This window comes from Nocardia sichangensis, assembly GCF_047200615.1.
Lineage (GTDB): Bacteria > Actinomycetota > Actinomycetes > Mycobacteriales > Mycobacteriaceae > Nocardia > Nocardia sichangensis.
Genome location: NZ_JBJZOK010000005.1, coordinates 93833 through 111028, shown reverse-complemented (window position 1 = coordinate 111028; position 17196 = coordinate 93833). Strand labels below are relative to the sequence as shown.

The window sequence follows — 17196 nt, the reverse complement described above, 5'->3', positions numbered from 1 at the left end:
CAGGGGCGATCACCAACCATGCGAATCCCGTTCGATCCGCGGCGCAGTAAGCGCAGGACCAATCCCGACGGCACCATGTCGTTGGTCGAGCATCTGCAGGAGCTGCGTTACCGGTTGCTGGTGTCGATCGCCGCGGTGATCGCGACGACGGTGCTCGGGTTCCTGTGGTACGGGCACGGGTTCCTCGGGATCGAGAGCCTCGGTGAGATCCTGCGCGGGCCGTATTGCTCGCTGCCCTCGTCGGCCCGTGCGTCGTTGACCCCGGACGGTGAGTGCCGTCTGCTGGCGACCGCGCCGTTCGAGCAGTTCACGCTGCGGTTGAAGGTCGGCCTGACCGCAGGCGTGGTGCTGGCGGCGCCGATCTGGCTGTACCAGTTGTGGGCGTTCATCACCCCCGGGCTGTACGCGAAGGAGCGCAAGTACGCGGTCGGGTTCGTCTCCTCGGGCACGGTGTTGTTCGCCGCCGGCGCGGTGCTGGCCTACGTGGTGATCGCGCACGCGTTGAGCTTCTTGCTGACCATCGGCGACAACGTGCAGATCACGGCGTTGAGCGGGTCGCAATATTTCTCGTTCATCATCCAGTTGCTGATCATCTTCGGGGTCAGTTTCGAGACGCCGTTGCTGATCGTCGGGTTGAACCTGGTCGGCGTGCTGACCTACGAGCGCCTGAAGGCGTGGCGGCGGGGGATCACCTTCGGGTTGTTCGTCTTCGCGGCGATCGTGACTCCGCAGGATCCCTTCTCGATGCTGGCGCTGGCCTTGGCGTTGACGGTGTTGTTCGAGGTGGCGATCCAGTTCTCCCGGGTCAACGACCTGCGCCGGGCGCGCAAGGAGCGCGAGGGCTGGGGTGCGCTGTCGGACGAGGAGGCCTCCGAACTCGGCGCCCCGTCACCGATCGATCCGGCCGGGTCGATCGGTACGCCCGCGGAGAAATCCGCACGACCGGTGTCGGACTACTCCGATACGCTCTGACGAGTGACAGTTGACCGGTCGCAGACGGGCGAGTTGACCGCATTTTCCGCCGAGCTGAAGTTCCGGCTGGATCCGTTTCAGCGCGAAGCCTGTGCGGCGCTCGAAGAAGGCCACAGCGTACTCGTCTGTGCCCCCACCGGCGCGGGAAAGACGGTCGTCGGTGAGTTCGCCGTTCACCTGGCGCTGGCGGCGGGCGGGAAGTGCTTCTACACCACACCCATCAAGGCGCTGTCGAACCAGAAGTTCGCCGACCTCACCGAGCGTCACGGCCGCGACCAGGTCGGACTGCTGACCGGCGACCAATCGATCAATCCCGACGCGCCGGTGGTCGTCATGACCACCGAGGTGCTGCGCAACATGCTCTACGCCTCCTCGGACGCGCTGCGCGGGCTTTCCTATGTCGTGATGGACGAGGTGCACTACCTCGCCGACCGGTTCCGCGGCGCGGTGTGGGAGGAGGTCATTCTGCACCTGTCCCCGGACGTGCGGCTGGTCAGCCTTTCGGCCACGGTGAGCAACGCCGAGGAGTTCGGCGCCTGGATGGAGACCGTGCGCGGCGACACCGCGGTGGTGGTCGACGAGACCAGGCCGGTTCCGCTGTGGCAGCACGTCATGGTGGGACGGCGGATGTTCGACCTGTTCGACACCAAATCCACCGAGCAGAAGGTGCTCGTCGACGAAGACCTGGTGCGGTTCATCCGCCACCGTGAGGCGGCCGACCGGATGAACAGCTGGGGCGCCCCGCGCAACGGCCGTGGTGGCCCGCGCCGGGATTTCCGCCCGCTGCCGCGGCCGGAGGTGCTCGCCAAGCTGGACGAAGAGGGCTTGCTGCCCGCGATCACGTTCATCTTCAGCCGGGCGGGATGCGACGGCGCGCTCGCCCAGTGCCTGCGCTCGCGGCTGGATCTGAGCCGTCCGGAGGAGCGCGACGAGGTCGACGCGATCATCGACAAGCACACCGGCGATCTGCCCAAGGCCGATCTGGAGGTGCTCGGCTACTGGGAGTGGCGTGAGGCGCTGCACCGCGGCCTCGCCGCGCATCACGCCGGGATGCTGCCCGCGTTCCGGCACACCGTCGAAGAGCTGTTCGTCAACGGGCTGGTGCGTGCCGTCTTCGCCACCGAGACGCTGGCGCTCGGCATCAACATGCCCGCCCGCACGGTGGTGCTGGAACGGCTGGTCAAGTTCAACGGCGAGTCGCACGCGGAGCTCACGCCGGGGGAGTACACCCAGCTGACCGGGCGTGCGGGGCGGCGCGGCATCGACGTCGAAGGTCACGCGGTGGTGTTGTGGCAGCCAGAGGTGGACACCAGCGCGGTCGCCGGCCTGGCCTCGACGCGCACCTATCCGCTGCGCAGCTCGTTCCGGCCGGGCTACAACATGTCGATCAACCTCATCGATCGGATGGGTGCCGACGAGTCGCGCGCCCTGCTGGAGCGATCGTTCGCCCAGTTCCAGGCGGATCGGTCGGTGGTCGGGCTGGTGCGCGGCATCGAGCGCAACGAGGGAGCGCTGCGCAAGTTGCGCGACCAGCTCGGCGGTGCCGAAGGCGGGTTCCTCGAGTACCTGTCGCTGCGTGAGCGGATCAAGCAGCGGGAGCGGCAGTTGGCCCAGCAGAGCCGTGCCGACCGGCGCGGCGCCGCCGTAGACGCGCTCGGCGCGCTGCGGCGCGGTGACGTGGTGGCGATTCCGTCCGGCCGCCGCGCCGGGCTCGCGGTGATCCTGGAGCCGGACGCGACGCCGGGCGATCCGCGGCCGCTGGTGCTCACCGAGGACAAGTGGGCCGGACGGGTTTCGGTCGCCGACTTCCCGGTGCCCGCCGAGGCGCTCGGGCACATGCGGCTGCCGCGCCGGGTGGATCACCGCACCGCGCGCATCCGCCGCGACCTGGCCTCCGCGCTGCGCAGCACGGGAATCTCGGTGCCGGGCAGGCCACGTCGCGGCAGGCAGTCCGCCGCGGCCGACGACCGGGAACTGGCCACCTTGCGCCGGAGCCTGCGTGCCCATCCGGCGCACTCCAGGCCCGATCGCGAGCAGCTGGCCCGGATCGGCGAGCGCTACAACCGGTTGCAGCGCGAAACGGAGGCGATGCGCCAGAAGGTTGCCGCGACCACCAATTCGCTGGCGCGCACGTTCGATCGGATCCTCGGTCTGCTGGAGGAACGTGGATTCGTGCACGAGAGCGAGGTGACCGCGGACGGACGCCGGTTGGCGCGCATCTACGCGGAAAGCGATCTGCTGGTAGCCGAATGCCTCAGGAAGGGGTTGTGGCGCGGTCTCGGCCCGGCCGAACTGGCCGGTGTGGTCTCGATCCTGGTATACGAATCCCGCCAGGAGGGCGGCTATCTCGGCGCGACCGGACCGACGGCTCCGATCCGGCGCGCGGTAGGCGCGACCATCGGCGTCTGGTCCGAGCTGCGCTCCGACGAGGCGCGACACAAGCTGCCGCCGACCAGGGAACCCGATCTCGGTTTCGTCGACGGCATTTACAAATGGGCACGCGGCGACGGGTTGGCCGAGTCGTTGCTCGCCAGCGGCGACCAAGGCTCGCCGCTGTCGGCCGGTGACTTCGTGCGTTGGTGCAGGCAGGTGATCGATCTGCTCGATCAGATCCACGGCACCGCCGACGATCTCGAGGTCGCCGCCACCGCGGCCAAGGCGGTGCGGGCGATCCGGCGCGGCGTCGTGGCGGTGGACGCCGCCTGAGCGGCGTGAGCGCCGGGCACGCGGCGGGCGGCAATATCAACACGGCGGATTCGATTGTGATTTGATTTCTTTCGCGTACCGACCGTGGCGGAGTAGTCGTGTCATGCGACGAGGCCCACGCGGGGGGCTACCGTGTGTACAACGATGCGAGTGGAGGCAAGCAAATGAGCGGCCCTTACGGACCGAACGACCCCGGGGAGGGACGCAACGATCCCACCCAGCAGTGGGGTGGACAGCAGGCGCCGGGCGGGTCCGGTCCCACGCAGCAGTGGAGCGGTCAGCCGCAGACCCCGGCCTCGGCGCAGCCGACCCAGCACTGGGGTGAGCAGCAACCTCAGCAGCAATGGGGACAGCCCCAGCAGCAGTGGGGCCAGCAGCCGCAGCAACCGCAGCAACCGCAGTGGGGCCAGCAGCCCGCTCAGGGCCAGCAGCCGCAGTGGGGCCAACCGCAGCAGCAGGACTGGGGCCAGCAGGGGCAGCAGCCGCAGTGGGGGCAGCCGCAGCAGCAGTGGGGCGCTCCCGGACAGCAGCCTCCGCAGCAGGGCGGCAAGAACAAAGGCCTGATCATCGGGCTGTCGGTACTCGGTGTCGCCGTGGTCGGCGCGATCGTCGCGCTCGTGCTCGTGTTGACCGCCAAGGACCAGTTGGACCAGGCCGCCGTGCAGGACGGCGTGAAGAAGGTGTTGTCGGATTCCTACGGCATCCAGGACATCAGCGACGTCTCCTGCCCCTCCGGCCAGGAAGTCAAGGTCGACGCCACCTTCGAATGCAGCGTGAAGGTCAGCGGCGAGGCCAAGAAGGTGAGCATCAAGATCACCAAGGACGACGGCACCTACGAGGTCGGTCGCCCCAGCTGAGCTAATTCGTTTCTCCAGCGCCCGCGGCGCTGGGTGTTCGCGGCCCTCTGATGGCTCGCGTTTGCGCGAGCCGGGCCGCGGACGGCGGATGCTCGGTCTCGCTTCGCTCGGAACCCGTGGCAGAGGTGAGCTGGGAGTGTCAGGCCGCGCGCGGACCTCGGCGTTCGCTTTCGCCAGCGGAGGGAAGCCATACCGCCGATTGGTGGCGGACCTCAGAGTGGTTTCGGCGCGGTAGTGCAGACGGGGGTGAGCAGGAGTGGTCGCGTGCAACTGCCGCCGATGGCTTCGGTAGCGGACACCGATGCTGGTCGGGGCGGGTGTCAGAGCGGATGCCGCTCTCGTTCGGCAGCCACGAGCCGCGAGTCCGAACGTCGAGTGCTCGGTTGCGCATCGGATGGCTCTTCGCGACGGGTGCGACCAGCTTCCGGATCAGGCGGTGCGGGTGGTGAGTGCCGTGATCAGGCGGGTGACCGGGCTTTCCGCGTTGTAGGCGGTGGCGAGGGCGTGTAGGCGGGCCGGGTCGGCCGGTTCGGTGGGGAGGACGTCGTCGCGGGACAGGGCTACCTCGGCGTCGCAGACCACCCGCACGACCGGTGCGGCGGCCTTCAAGTAGTCCTCGGCGGCGCGCAGCCGGGCACGCACGCCTTGCGACAGGTCGGCGCCGGGGTCCTCGACGGCCGCGACGAGGGCGTCCAGGGAGCCGAAACGGGAGATCAAGGCGGCGGCGGATTTCTCGCCGATGCCCGCCACGCCGGGCAATCCGTCCGAGGCGTCGCCGCGCAGCGTCGCCATGTCGGCATAGGCCGGGCCTGCGTTCCGCTGCGGCACACCGTACTTCGCCGACACCTCGGCCGGGCCGAACAATTCCGCCTTGGCCAGCCCCCGTCCGGCGTAGAACACCCGTACCGGTGGCGCGGGCTCGTCCCGGACGAGCTGCAGCAAGTCACGATCGCCGCTGACCACGACCACCTCGTCGGTGCGCTCACGAGTCGCCAGGGTGCCCAGCACGTCGTCGGCTTCCAAGCCCTCCGCCCCTCCGGTCGCGATCCCTGCGGCGTCGAGCACCTCGAGGATCATCTCGACCTGCGGGGTGAGCCTGTCGGGAACGGTCTCGGCGCCGGGTGCGGCATCGGGCGACGTGTCCAGCCGGTGTGCCTTGTAGGACGGGACCAGCTCGACTCGATACGCCGGGCGCCAGTCCAGATCCAGGCACACCACCAGTCGGCTCGGGGCGAACCGGGTGATCAGCGACGCCACCATGTCGGTGAAACCACGCAGCGCGTTCACCGACCGGCCGTCGGGTGCGGTGATCTTGTCGGGGATGGCGTGGAAGGCGCGGAACCACAGACTGGCTCCGTCCAACAGCAGCAGGGGCCCACCGGAAGCAGAGGTCACGGGCTGAGGCTACTCGGTCGCACCGACACCACCCTGGCGAAGTTCGGCGTTCGCCGGGCCCGCCCGGCGGGTAACGTCGGACGAATGAGCTCGCATACGGATTCGAGGTTCGCGGCGGACGTCTACGGTGCACGGCTGGAGCGGGCGGTGGAGCTGATGCGGGCCGCCCACCTCGATGCCCTGCTGATCACTCCCGGCCCCGACCTGCGCTACCTGATCGGCTCGGCGGCCGAGTCGTTCGAGCGGCTGACCTGCCTGGTGATCCCCGCCGACGGTGCGACGCCGTCGGTCGTGATCCCGAAATTGGAGCTGGCGTCGCTGGAGGGCTCCGCGGCGGGCGAACTGGGTCTGCAAGTGCTGGACTGGGTCGACGGAACCAATCCGTACGCGCTGGTGAAGTCAGCGCTGCACGTGGGTTCCCGGGTGGCCGTGGCCGATGTCATGCCCGCACTGCATCTGCTGCCGCTGGCCGAGTCGTTCACCGGCCTGCCGGTGTCCGCCACTCCCGTCCTGCGCGAACTGCGCATGATCAAGGACCCGGCCGAGGTGGACGCGCTGCGCCGGGCGGGTGCGGCGATCGACCGGGTGCACGCGCGGATGGGCGAGTTCTTGCAGGTGGGGCGTACCGAGGCGGAGGTCGGCCGCGATATCGAGGCCGCGATCGTGGCCGAGGGGCACACCGAGGCGGCGTTCGTCATCGTCGGCAGCGGTCCACACGGGGCGGACCCGCATCACGGCGTGTCCGAGCGCCGGATCGAGGCAGGCGATGTGGTGGTCGTCGACATCGGCGGCCCGGTCGAACCCGGCTATTACTCCGATTCCACCCGGACCTATGTCCTGGGCGAGCCCGATCCGGAAATCGCCGCCCGCTTCGCCGAGCTGGAACGCGCGCAGGCCGCGGCGGTCGCGGCCGTCCGCCCGGGCATCACCGCGGCCGCGGTCGACGACGCGGCGCGAAACCCCTTGACCGAAGCCGGTTTCGGGCCCGCATTCGTGCACCGCACCGGACACGGCATCGGCCTGTCGGTGCACGAGGAGCCCTACATCGTCGCGGGCAACGACCTCGTCCTGCAGCCCGGCATGGCATTCAGCGTGGAGCCCGGCATCTACTTCCGCGGCGAGTGGGGCGCGCGCATCGAGGACATCGTGATCGTCACCGACGAAGGCGGTGAATCCCTGAACAAGCGGCCGCACGGCCTGACGGTGCTGTGATCGACGGCTGACGGCGGCGCGACAGGCGTCCGGCGGAGGCGCTAAGCGCCCGCGCCGTTACCGCCCGCCGCGCCGCCCCCGGCCGGTGCGACCAGCGTGCTGCTGGACAGGACGCGCCGGACCTGGATGGCGATCACCACGCGGGTCGGGTTCTCCCGGGGCACGCGATAACGACCCGCGTACCGCTCGACCGCCTCGGCCACCTCGTCGGGTGCCTCGAGCACGGTGGCCGGGCCCTCCAGCGTGAGCCACCGGATGCCGTCGACCTGGCTGACCGCCGCGTAGCCGGAGCGGCGCACGTTGCGTACCTTCACCGACCCGTCGTTGGTGATCACGCGCGCGATCCCGGCCTCTTGGTCCCAGGTGAATCCCACCGCCACCACATGGGGCGTTCCGTCCGCACGCAAGGTCGTCAGCGTGGCGAGGTGCCGTTCGGCGACGAACTCGAGGGCGGCGGGCGAGAGCTCAGCAGTACTCGTCGGCATCCTCCGACCGTAGCCGTCGGCGCCCGCCCCCGCCGCACCAGCCCGAACCGCGCCGGTGCGCGATGACGAGCCCCGCCCGTGCCAATGACAGACTGAGGCGCATGGGAACGCGTGGTTTGTCCGACGGGACCGTGCTGCTGCTGGGCGGGCGGAGCGAGATCGGACTCGAGGTGGCGCGACGGCTGGCGCCGGGACGAGCCGTGGTTCTGGCGGCCCGGCGCAGCGGCGAATTGGACGAGCAGCGCGCGGAGATCACCGCGGCGGGCGCGAGTGAAGTGCACACCGTCGAATTCGACGCCGACGACATGACGAGTCATCCGGCGTTGCTGGAAAAAATCGCCGCCGAGCACGGGCCGATCGGGATCGCGGTGCTCGCCTTCGGTGTGCTCGGCGATCAGCAGCGCGCCGAGCGGGATCCCGCCCACGCGGCGGCGATCCTGCATACCGACTTCGTCGCCCAGGCCGGCGTTCTCACCACGGTGGCGAATCTTTTGCGCGCGCGAGGGGCGGGACAGATCGTCGTGTTCAGCTCGGTCGCCGGTGTGCGGGTCCGGCGCGCGAACTACGTCTACGGTTCGGCCAAAGCGGGACTCGACGGATTCGCCTCCGGTCTCGCGGACGCCCTGCACGGCACTGGCGTGCGGTTGCTGCTGGTCCGTCCTGGGTTCGTGATCGGGCGGATGACCGAGGGGATGTCCCCGGCGCCGTTCTCCAGCACGCCGGATCAGGTTGCCGACGCGGTGGTCAAGGGTCTGCGCCGGGGCGCGAGCCGAGTCTGGGTGCCCGGAATCCTGCGGCCGGTGTTCTTCGCGATGCGACTGCTGCCACAACCGGTCTGGCGCCGGATGCCCCGATGAGCGCCGCGCCCGGGTCGTGGACAGGAACACCGGTCACGGTCGTCGGAATCGGCGCCGACGGCTGGGACGGCCTCGGTCGCGCCGCGCGGGAGGCCGTCGGTGACGCCGAGGTCTTGTTCGGTTCCGTGCGCCAGCTCGCGCTCGTGCCGCCCACCGTGGCGGCGCACCGGGTGACGTGGCCGTCGCCTCTACTGCCCGCGCTGCCCGGCCTGCTCGAACGGCATGGCGGAGCGCGGTTGTGCGTCCTGGCCAGCGGCGATCCGATGTTCTACGGAATCGGCGTCACCTTGGCTCGATTGCTGGGCGCGCAGGCGCTGCGGGTGCTGCCGCAACCGTCTTCCGCCTCCCTGGCCTGCGCCCGCCTTGGCTGGCCGCTGGCCGAAACACCGGTGGTCAGCGTGGTCGGGCGTCCGTTGGCGACGGTGCTGCCCGAGCTGGCCGACGGCAGGCGGCTGCTGGTGCTCAGCGCCGACGAGCACACACCGCGGGATCTGGCGCGACTGCTCGGGGGCCACGGTTTCGGCGGTTCGGAGCTGACGGTACTCGAGCAACTGGGCGGTTCCGCCGAACGGCGCCGCGCCGGAATCGCGCGGCAGTGGGAACACCCGCCGGGCGACCCGCTGAACGTCGTGGCGATCACCTGCTCGGCCGACCCGGACCGGCCGCGCGCCACTCGCCTGCCCGGACTGCCGGACGAATTGTTCGGCGGCGACGGCCAGCTCACCAAGCACGAGGTCCGCGCGCTGACGCTGGCGGCCCTGGCGCCCGCGCCCGGGGAATTGCTGTGGGATGTGGGCGGCGGTTCGGGCAGCATCGCCATCGAATGGTGCCGGGCGCACGCGGGGAACCGGGCCGTCGCGTTCGAGCGGCTCGAGCGCAGGCGACGCCAGATCGCCGACAATGCCACGGTTCTGGGCGTGCCGCACATCCAGGTGCGCGGCGAAGTGCGTGGCGAACTCGCCGCCGATACCGGAATCGCCGCGCCCGACGCGATTTTCGTCGGTGGGGGCCTGACTCAGGATGGCGTGCTCGAGACATGCTGGGCGCAGTTGCGTCAGGGCGGCAGGCTCGTCGCGAACGCGGTAACGGCGGAATCGGAATCGTTGCTACTCAACTGGTCGAACGCCCAGGGCGGCATATTGCGGAAGTTCCAGATCTATCGCGGAGAACCACTGGGCTCCTTCACCACCTGGCGTCCGCAGCTTCCGGTCACACAGTGGTCGGTGGTGAAGACCGCGCGATCCTTCCCGCGGAGGCGTGAACACGTTACCGGTCACGCGGTAGGGTCGGGGCCGAGTTCCGATCATTGATCGGAAATCCGATTCCTGTTGGGGAGATAGATGAGATACAAGAAGTTCGCCGCTACCGCATTGCTGGCTGTCGCCGCTACCGGAGTGGCCGCCGGTACTTCCTACGCCGCCCCGGTGCCGCCCGCGGTGCAGGACCAGGCCGCTGCGGCGCCCACCGTCACCGGCAGCGATCAGGGCGTCGGTTACGCGCTGCAACTCACCGACGCGGGCAAGTCGGTGGTCACCAGCGTGACCGGTGGCGCGTTCGGCGTCGACACCGACAACCGGGCGGTCACACTGAAGAACTCCGCGGGCGAGACCGTCACCAGCATTCCGCTCACCGCGACGGCCAAGGGGCAGGAGGTCCGGATCGCCGCGGCCGTCGCCGACGAGGGCAGGCAGCTCACGCTGACGCCGCAGGTCGCGCCGACCGCGAACGCGCCGGTCGCCGCCGAGTTCATCGGCGCGCAGGAGTGGTTCTTCGCCGAACTGCAGCGCGCCTCGCTCGGCGCTCTGGTCGGCGGCCTGATCGGCGCCGCCATCGGCATCGTGTTCTTCGGTGTCGGCATCCTGCCGGGCGCGGTGCTCGGCGCGCTGATCGGTCTGGCCGTCGCGGGCGGGCCGTCGCTGCTGAACGCGGGTATCGCCTACTTCAGCGGCCAGCCCTGAGAGTTCTGATTCTGGGCGGCACCCGGGAAGCGCGGGAGCTGGCCCACATCGCTTCCGGCGAGCGAGGATTCGAGATCGTGTCCTCGCTCGCCGGTCGTGTGCGCGCACCCTTGCTGCCCGAGGGCGAGGTTCGCGTCGGCGGCTTCGGGGGCGCCGAAGGACTGCGCGCCTGGCTCGTGGCCAACGACGTGGCCGCGATGGTCGACGCCACCCATCCGTTCGCGGCGGCCATCAGCGCCAACGCGGCAGTCGCCGCGCGAGCTTCGGGTGTGCCGCTGTTGCACCTGCGCCGGCCCAGGTGGGTCGAGCAGGCAGGGGACCGCTGGATGCGCGTACCTGATCTCCCCACGGCCGCGACGGCAGTCGGCACGTTCGGCGAGCGCGTGTTCCTGACCATCGGCAGACAAGGCGTCGACGCGTTCGCGGGACTCGACCGGCCCTGGTTTCTGATTCGTGCCATCGACCCGCCGGAGGGCGCGCTGCCGCCGCGGCACGAATTGCTCCTCGCCCGTGGGCCGTTCGCGGTGCAGGACGAAGCGCGGCTGCTCGCGGAGTATCGGATCGACGCGCTCGTCACGAAGGACAGCGGCGGGGAGCAGACGGAGGCCAAGCTCGCCGCCGCCCGCGCCGCGGGCATCCCGGTGGTCGTGGTGGACCGCCCGCCGCTGCCCGAGGGCGCGCGGATCGTGGAATCCTCTGCGCAAGCGCTGGATTGGCTGCGCATCCGGCGAGCCCGGCGCGGCTGAGACGTTCCGGCTCGCGACGAGCCGGAGAGATCAGCCGCCGAGAATTTCCGGCAGATGATCGAACCAGTCCAGCACCGTGCGCTCGTAGCGAATCCCGAAATCCAACGTGGCGCGGGCGAATGCGGTCTTACCCTCCGGGTCTTCGGCGAGATACCGGGTGAGCCGAGCCTGATGGATCTCCCGGTTGGCGGCGATGATGCCGTCGAGCCGATCGCGATCGAGATGCTCGCCGAAGGAGAGCGTGAGCAGCAACGGCACCCGGATGGTTTCCCCGCCGGGATCGCGGACGACCCATTCCAGGAACGCTTCCCGGCCCGCGTCGGTGATGTGGTAGGGGGTGCGCTCCCTGGCGCCGGTCTCGCCCTTCTCGACGAGTCCCGCCGCGTCCATGGTGGCGAGTTCCCGGTAGACCTGGCTCTGGGTGATGGTCCAGAAGTCGCCGATGCGCTCCTGGGCCTCGGTCACCAGATCCCATCCCGACATCGCGCCTTCGTGCAGAAATCCGAGCAACGACGCCGCCGTCGAGTTCAGTGGTTTGCGCTTGGTCGCGGTGTTGGTCAACGACTGCTCCCTTCGCTCTCAACATTCCATAATGGAATGTTACCGGAACGTGGTGGGTCAGGCGTCGCCGGTCAGCTTGTCGAGCCGGGCGAGCACCTGCGCCATTCCCTGCTCCAGCCGTGCCTGTCCTTGTTCGAGCTGCGCCTGGCCGCGAGCGAGCGCGGCTTGTCCCTGTTCCAGACGGACCTGTCCTTGTTCGAGCACGGTCACCCTGCGGTTGAGTTCGCCCACATTCTCGCGCAGGTCTCCGACGTCCTGGCGCAGCTCGCCGACGGCTTCGCCGAGGGTTTCCGCGCGCAGGTCGATCCGGCCGATGCCGTCGAGCGTCTTCCTGGTCAGCACCGCGAGTTCGTTGAGGACCTCGCCCTGTTCGTCGAGTGCCTGTTCGCTCGCGGTGGCCCTGGCCTCCAAGGCTCGGGCGCGCAGCGTCAGCTCCGACAGTGTCGCGGCCAAGGTCCCTCCGATCTGCTTCGGTGCGTCAGGCGATACTACGCGTCGCCGGCGGCCGCGTCGCGCGTGCGGCCGTAGCGGCGGGAGGTGAAGACCCGGGTGCCCGTACCGGTTTCCAGCGCCGTGGTGGTGGACGCGCCGACGATCAGCAGCGTCCGCATGTCCACCTCCGCGGGGTCGAGGTCGCCCAGCGGCACCACCCGGACCGACTCGGTGGGCCCGCCGACGTCGCGCCCGATGACGACGGGCGTGTCGGGCTTGCGATGCTCCAGCAGCAGATCCCGCATCGCGCCCACCTGCCAGGTGCGTTGCGAGGATGCCGGATTGTAGATCGCGATCGCCATGTCGGCCGCAGCGACCGCCGAAAGGCGCTGCGCCACTACCTCCCACGGCTTGAGCCGATCGGAGAGCGAGATCATCGCGTAGTCGTGCCCGAGCGGCGCGCCCACCCGGCTGGCCACCGCGTTGGCCGCGGTGAGCCCGGGCAGCACCCGCACCGGCACCGCGCGCCACTGCGGGTCGGCGGATTCCTCCAGCACCGCCGCCGCCATCGCGAAGACGCCGGGATCCCCCGAGGAGACGACCGCGACCCGCGCGCCACGCTTGGCCAGATCCAAGGCCATGGCCGCGCGCTCGGACTCGACCCGGTTGTCGCTGGGATGACGACGCTGGCCCGGGCGTTCGGGCACTCGGTTCAAGTAGGTGGTGTAGCCGACCAGGTCGGTCGCCTCTGCCAATGCCGCGCGCACCTCGTCGGTGGTCCACTCGGGCGCGCCGGGACCCAGGCCCACCACCACGACCTCACCGACCCCCTCGGCATCGCGGTCACGCTGAACGGTCTCCTCTTCGAGGCGGGGCAGCGGCGTGGTCGGCTCGGGACCCGGCACGAGGGTGATGGCGAAGTAGGGCACCTCGGCGTCGTCCACCGCGCCCGCGTGCAGCACGCGCTGTTCGGTGGTGCTCGCGCGCTCGACGTAGTACGCGCCCGCGAGTCGGCCGGAATCCGTAAGAGCCTGGCGCACACCGGGATACGTGCGTCCCAGTTTCATGATCGCGGCGGCGTCGGTGCTGCGCAGCCGCCGGGTGAGCTCGTCGACCGGCATGGTGCCCGGCAGCACGGTGAGCACCTGCTCGCCCTCGACCAGCGGTGTGCCCAGCGCCGCCGACGCCGCGCTCACGGACGTGATGCCGGGGATGATCTCGGCTTCGAACCGGTCGGCCAGGCGCCGGTGCATGTGCATATAGGAGCTGTAGAACAGCGGGTCGCCCGCGGCGAGCAGCGCGACCCAACGGCCCGCGGCGAGGTGCTCGGCCAGCCGCTCGGCGGCCTGTTCGTAGAACTCGTCGATCGCACCCTGATAACCGCCGGGATGGTCGGTCGTCTCGGTGGTCACCGGGTAGACGAGATGCTCTTCCAGTTGGCCGGGGCGCAGGTACGGCGCCGCGATACGGCGGGAGATGCTGCGGCCGTGGCGCGCGCTGTGGAACGCGATCACGTCGGCCGCGCCGATCACGTTGGCCGCCTTGACCGTCACCAGTTCCGGATCGCCCGGACCGAGTCCGACGCCCCACAGCTTGCCCGGAGTGCTCATTCCTGTTCGCTCGCAATCGCGTTCAGCGCGGACGCGGTGATAGCGCTGCCGCCGCGCCTGCCGCGCACGGTGAGGTATTCGACGCCGCCGAACTCGATCAGCGCGTCCTTCGATTCGGCCGCGCCGACGAAGCCGACCGGAATGCCGAGCACGGCGGCGGGCCGGGGCGCTCCCGCGTCGAGCAGGCCGAGCAGGTGGAACAGCGCCGTGGGCGCGTTGCCGATCGCGACGACGGCGCCGTCGAGACGGTCGCGCCACAGTTCGAGCGCGGCGGCGGAGCGGGTCGTGCCCCTGGCGGCGGCCAACTCCGGCACGCGCGGGTCGGCGAGGGTGCACAGCACCTCGTTGTCGGCGGGCAGTCGTTTCCTGGTCACGCCGGAGGCAACCATGGTGGCATCGCAGAGAATCGGCGCGCCCGCGCGCAGCGCCGCCCGCGCCGAGGCGACGACGCCGGGGGAGAAGGCGATGTCCGCGGCGAGATCCACCTGACCACAGCCATGGATCATCCGCACTGCCACCTGCGCCACGTCCGGCGGGAATCCGCTCAGATCGGCCTCGGCGCGGATCGTCGCGAACGAGCGACGGTAGATCTCGGCCCCGTCGGTCAGATAGCTGGCACGTACGTCGGACATGCGGTCCACCATATGGGTGCGGGTCCGGACAGATCGGTCCGGGTCGGGCGCTTCGCATCCCGGGCCCGGCGGCCGGACACCGAGGGGCGGGGCCGCCGGATCAGGTCCGCGGACGCTCGAGAATCCGGGACATGACGATGGCGCTGCGGGTACGCCCCACGCGCGCGTTCTCCCTGATCCGTTCCACGGTCACCTCGATCTCGGCCATGTCGGTGGCCATCACGTGCACCAGCGCGTCGGCCTCGCCCGCGATCGTCCACACGCCGACCACCTGCGGGATCGGTTCGAGACTGCGTTTGAGTTCGGCCGGGGAGATGTTGTCGCGGTAGTACACCTCGACGTACGCCTCCGTCTTCCAGCCCAGCGCGGCGGGATTGACCAGCGCGGTGAACCCGGTGATCTGCTTGCCCGCCACCAGCCGGTCGACTCGCCGTTTCACCGCGGGCGCGGACAATCCGACCACGCCGCCGATCTCCTGGAACGAAGCCCGCGCATTCTTCAGCAATTGCTCGAGAATCCGCCGGTCGAGGTCGTCCACGTCACACCTTCTCTCGCCTTGCACAACAATTCGCTGGTTTTTGCCATCTATACGCAATAAATCGTCATTTCTAGCGCAATGCTAGGCGACTTACCGTCATGACAGCTGAAAGTCCACGCTCACTGCCGGGAGTTCCGTTGACGTCTGTAGCCACCCTCCCCCTCGAGTCCACCGCCCGCCGTTCGTCGCCGCGCCGGTTCGTGATGTGCCGTCCCGACCACTTCGACGTCACCTACTCCATCAATCCCTGGATGAATCCCGCCGAGCCCGTCGACCGCTCGCTGGCCATCACGCAGTGGGAGAGATTGCGCGCCACCTACGCCGAACACGGGCACACCGTGGAGGTGGTGCCCGGTGTCGCGGGCCTGCCCGACATGGTGTTCGCCGCCAACGGCGGGTTGATCGTCGGCGACCGCGCCATGTCGGCTCGCTTCACGCACCCCGAGCGTGCCGCCGAAGGCCCGGCCTACCACGCCTGGTTCGCCCGGTCCGGCGTGGCGAACCTGGTGGCCGCCGCGGAATGCAACGAAGGCGAAGGCGACTTCCTCCTGGTCGGCGACCGGCTCCTGGCCGGAACGGGATTCCGCAGCTCACCTGCCGCGCACGAGGAGGTGTCGCGCCACTTCGGTCTGCCCGTGGTGTCGCTGGAACTGGTCGATCCGCGCTTCTACCACTTGGACACGGTGCTGCTTCCGCTGGACGCCGCGACCATCGCCTACTACCCGCCCGCCTTCAGCCCGGCGGCGCGCGCGGTGCTGGCGGAGCTCTACCCCGACGCGATCGTGGCCACCGACGCGGACGCGGCGGTGCTCGGGCTGAACGGGGTCTGCGACGGCGCGAACGTCTTCCTCAGCAGCGCGGCCACCGACCTGAGTGAAGCCCTGCGTGCCCGTGGCTACCATCCGGTGGGGATCGAGATGTCCGAGCTGCTCAAAGCTGGTGGCTCCGTCAAATGCTGCACCCTCGAGATCCATGGCGGGTGACCTGCCGGAATCTCAGGGAACGCGGGGCGGCCGGTCGACGCGATAACCCTCGCTCGTGGCGACGATGTCGGTGACCTCCCCCTGGGGACGGCCGCAGCGACGATCGCAGCCGGACCAGTGCTGGCGGCCGGCCACCGCGACCTCCGCGGCGGACATCGTCCGCGGGAGGTCGAGCGGATCGGCGGGCCCCGGCAGCACCCGGCCTGCGCCGACGGCGTCCGCCGCGTCGGCTCGGACGTCGGTGTGCGACTTCGCGCAGCCCGGCTGCCCGGCGCAGGCGCTGACCAGCAGCCAGGGCGAGTCGGCGTCGAAGATCAAGCCCATCGGCGCGAGCACGCGCACCACCTGCTCGGCGGTCCACTCCGGCAGGTCGGTGACCACCAGGCTGCGCCACGGCGTGAGGAAGACCGGTCGTTCGACCGCGGCGAGGAATTCGGCGGTGCGGGCGGGCAGGGAGCCGAGGCGAACGCCCATGCCGAGGGCGACCGATCCGTCGTCCTGCTCCAGCCAGCCGATCGGAATGTCCGGTGTGGCGGGGAATTCGAGTTCATCGGCGCTCGGTGCCGAGCCGAGGCGATCGATGACGCGTTCGGCGCCGTGTTCGATCTCGTGCAGCCGCCACCGGCCGGGGTCCGCGCCGCGCAGATCCAGGAATGCTTGCGCGGCGGCGAGTACGACGTCCACAGCGTCGGCTGCGGACAGCCGCAGGCCGCTGTCGCCGCCCGCCAGCAGCAGCGCGAACTCGTCTGCCCCGACCGCGTGCACGCCGACGTCGGGGCCGAGGCCGCTGACATCGCCGCGTCCGTCGTCGAGGGTGAACAGCACCCGGCCGGGCAGGTCGGCCAGCCGCGGCGCCGCGAGCAGGCCGGTGTCCAGCGCGCGAACCAGCGGGCGCACGTCCGCCAGGCCGCCGATCCGGCCGGACAGCGGCGAGGCGATGATGTTGCGCACCCGTTCGTGCGTGGTGCTCGGCAGGAGACCCGCGGCCACGAGCCGGTCGGTCAACGCTGCGGCATCGCTCACCCGGCGCAATTGGACGTTGCCGCGCGAGGTGAGCTCGATGTTGCCGTCCGCCAGGTCGTGCGCGGCCTCCGCCAGTGCCTGTAGCTGTGCGGGCTCCAGGCGACCGCCGGGCACGCGGATCCGGGCCAACGGCCCGTCGGCCGCCTCGTGCAGCCGCAGTACGCCCGGGCAGGAATCAGGAGCACGTCGTGTCATAGCGACTCCAGCCTACGGACGCGGCTGCCGGGCG

At 70.2% G+C, this 17196-nt stretch carries 17 protein-coding genes; 9 read left to right on the top strand and 8 right to left on the bottom strand.

Going from position 1 to position 17196, the window contains the following annotated elements:
* Window positions 1-18: 18 nt before the first annotated feature.
* The 3 genes from tatC to ACL03I_RS09015 all read left to right on the top strand — a co-directional run bounded on the left by tatC (window position 19) and on the right by ACL03I_RS09015 (window position 4535).
* A complete protein-coding gene (gene tatC / locus ACL03I_RS09025) occupies window positions 19-972 on the top strand; it encodes a twin-arginine translocase subunit TatC (protein ID WP_355077569.1) in 954 nt (317 codons plus the stop codon).
* A gap of 3 nt (window positions 973-975) precedes the next feature.
* Window positions 976-3678, top strand: coding sequence for a DEAD/DEAH box helicase (locus tag ACL03I_RS09020; protein WP_355077572.1), 2703 nt, complete (start codon window positions 976-978; stop codon window positions 3676-3678).
* 164 nt (window positions 3679-3842) lie between these two features.
* Entirely contained in the window at window positions 3843-4535 is a 693-nt protein-coding gene (locus ACL03I_RS09015) for a DUF4333 domain-containing protein (RefSeq protein ID WP_379251734.1), read from the top strand.
* A 429-nt stretch (window positions 4536-4964) separates the two neighbouring features.
* On the opposite strand, the gene ACL03I_RS09010 is transcribed toward ACL03I_RS09015, so the two are convergent.
* Window positions 4965-5930, bottom strand: coding sequence for a 5'-3' exonuclease (locus ACL03I_RS09010; RefSeq protein ID WP_412805647.1), 966 nt, complete (start codon window positions 5928-5930; stop codon window positions 4965-4967).
* 84 nt (window positions 5931-6014) lie between these two features.
* Between ACL03I_RS09010 and ACL03I_RS09005 the strand changes: the two genes are divergently transcribed.
* A complete protein-coding gene (locus ACL03I_RS09005) occupies window positions 6015-7142 on the top strand; it encodes a M24 family metallopeptidase (protein WP_355077578.1) in 1128 nt (375 codons plus the stop codon).
* A 41-nt stretch (window positions 7143-7183) separates the two neighbouring features.
* Here ACL03I_RS09005 and ACL03I_RS09000 read toward each other — a convergent pair whose 3' ends face one another.
* Window positions 7184-7627 carry a PPOX class F420-dependent oxidoreductase gene (locus ACL03I_RS09000; protein WP_412805646.1) on the bottom strand — a complete coding sequence of 148 codons (444 nt, stop codon included), beginning with the start codon at window positions 7625-7627 and terminating at the stop codon, window positions 7184-7186.
* Window positions 7628-7728: 101 nt separating this feature from the next.
* Between ACL03I_RS09000 and ACL03I_RS08995 the strand changes: the two genes are divergently transcribed.
* From ACL03I_RS08995 to ACL03I_RS08980, 4 genes are read left to right on the top strand one after another with little or no spacing between them, the layout of a single operon-like run.
* On the top strand, window positions 7729-8484 hold the full coding sequence (locus ACL03I_RS08995) for an SDR family NAD(P)-dependent oxidoreductase (RefSeq protein WP_412805645.1): 756 nt from the start codon (window positions 7729-7731) through the stop codon (window positions 8482-8484).
* Window positions 8481-9794 (top strand): precorrin-6y C5,15-methyltransferase (decarboxylating) subunit CbiE, encoded by a 1314-nt coding sequence (gene cbiE, locus ACL03I_RS08990; protein ID WP_412805644.1) that lies wholly within the window; start codon window positions 8481-8483, stop codon window positions 9792-9794. Before ACL03I_RS08995 ends, cbiE begins: the two co-directional genes overlap by 4 nt.
* 30 nt (window positions 9795-9824) lie before the next feature.
* Window positions 9825-10442, top strand: coding sequence for a hypothetical protein (locus ACL03I_RS08985; RefSeq protein WP_412805643.1), 618 nt, complete (start codon window positions 9825-9827; stop codon window positions 10440-10442).
* Window positions 10439-11188, top strand: a complete 750-nt coding sequence (locus ACL03I_RS08980) for a cobalt-precorrin-6A reductase (RefSeq protein ID WP_412805735.1) — start codon at window positions 10439-10441, stop codon at window positions 11186-11188. Before ACL03I_RS08985 ends, ACL03I_RS08980 begins: the two co-directional genes overlap by 4 nt.
* A 30-nt stretch (window positions 11189-11218) precedes the next feature.
* Here the strand turns inward: ACL03I_RS08980 and ACL03I_RS08975 are convergent, their stop codons facing one another.
* The 5 genes from ACL03I_RS08975 to ACL03I_RS08955 all read right to left on the bottom strand — a co-directional run bounded on the left by ACL03I_RS08975 (window position 11219) and on the right by ACL03I_RS08955 (window position 14961).
* A complete protein-coding gene (locus tag ACL03I_RS08975) occupies window positions 11219-11749 on the bottom strand; it encodes a PadR family transcriptional regulator (RefSeq protein ID WP_355077587.1) in 531 nt (176 codons plus the stop codon).
* A gap of 57 nt (window positions 11750-11806) precedes the next feature.
* Window positions 11807-12202, bottom strand: coding sequence for a hypothetical protein (locus tag ACL03I_RS08970; protein ID WP_355077588.1), 396 nt, complete (start codon window positions 12200-12202; stop codon window positions 11807-11809).
* 35 nt (window positions 12203-12237) lie between these two features.
* Window positions 12238-13791 (bottom strand): precorrin-3B C(17)-methyltransferase, encoded by a 1554-nt coding sequence (cobJ, locus tag ACL03I_RS08965; RefSeq protein ID WP_412805642.1) that lies wholly within the window; start codon window positions 13789-13791, stop codon window positions 12238-12240.
* Window positions 13788-14423, bottom strand: a complete 636-nt coding sequence (locus ACL03I_RS08960) for a precorrin-8X methylmutase (protein WP_412805641.1) — start codon at window positions 14421-14423, stop codon at window positions 13788-13790. The genes cobJ and ACL03I_RS08960 overlap by 4 nt, the downstream gene beginning before the upstream one ends.
* A 100-nt stretch (window positions 14424-14523) precedes the next feature.
* Window positions 14524-14961 carry an Lrp/AsnC family transcriptional regulator gene (locus ACL03I_RS08955; RefSeq protein WP_043726335.1) on the bottom strand — a complete coding sequence of 146 codons (438 nt, stop codon included), beginning with the start codon at window positions 14959-14961 and terminating at the stop codon, window positions 14524-14526.
* 98 nt (window positions 14962-15059) lie between these two features.
* On the opposite strand from ACL03I_RS08955, the gene ddaH reads away from it, so the two are divergent.
* On the top strand, window positions 15060-15944 hold the full coding sequence (gene ddaH / locus ACL03I_RS08950; RefSeq protein WP_355077594.1) for a dimethylargininase: 885 nt from the start codon (window positions 15060-15062) through the stop codon (window positions 15942-15944).
* A 12-nt stretch (window positions 15945-15956) separates the two neighbouring features.
* On the opposite strand, the gene cobG is transcribed toward ddaH, so the two are convergent.
* Window positions 15957-17162 (bottom strand): precorrin-3B synthase, encoded by a 1206-nt coding sequence (gene cobG, locus ACL03I_RS08945; protein WP_412805640.1) that lies wholly within the window; start codon window positions 17160-17162, stop codon window positions 15957-15959.
* Window positions 17163-17196 lie beyond the last annotated feature (34 nt).

Bases quoted from the DNA above. Each gene is read 5' to 3' on its own strand.
- cbiE (WP_412805644.1), top strand. From the start codon at position 8,481: ATGAGCGCCGCGCCCGGGTCGTGGACAGGAACACCGGTCACGGTCGTC.
- ACL03I_RS09000 (WP_412805646.1), bottom strand. From the start codon at position 7,627: ATGCCGACGAGTACTGCTGAGCTCTCGCCCGCCGCCCTCGAGTTCGTC.
- cobG (WP_412805640.1), bottom strand. From the start codon at position 17,162: ATGACACGACGTGCTCCTGATTCCTGCCCGGGCGTACTGCGGCTGCAC.
- ACL03I_RS08995 (WP_412805645.1), top strand. From the start codon at position 7,729: ATGGGAACGCGTGGTTTGTCCGACGGGACCGTGCTGCTGCTGGGCGGG.
- tatC (WP_355077569.1), top strand. From the start codon at position 19: ATGCGAATCCCGTTCGATCCGCGGCGCAGTAAGCGCAGGACCAATCCC.
- cobJ (WP_412805642.1), bottom strand. From the start codon at position 13,791: ATGAGCACTCCGGGCAAGCTGTGGGGCGTCGGACTCGGTCCGGGCGAT.
- ACL03I_RS08985 (WP_412805643.1), top strand. From the start codon at position 9,825: ATGAGATACAAGAAGTTCGCCGCTACCGCATTGCTGGCTGTCGCCGCT.
- ddaH (WP_355077594.1), top strand. From the start codon at position 15,060: ATGACAGCTGAAAGTCCACGCTCACTGCCGGGAGTTCCGTTGACGTCT.
- ACL03I_RS08960 (WP_412805641.1), bottom strand. From the start codon at position 14,423: ATGTCCGACGTACGTGCCAGCTATCTGACCGACGGGGCCGAGATCTAC.
- ACL03I_RS09005 (WP_355077578.1), top strand. From the start codon at position 6,015: ATGAGCTCGCATACGGATTCGAGGTTCGCGGCGGACGTCTACGGTGCA.
- ACL03I_RS09015 (WP_379251734.1), top strand. From the start codon at position 3,843: ATGAGCGGCCCTTACGGACCGAACGACCCCGGGGAGGGACGCAACGAT.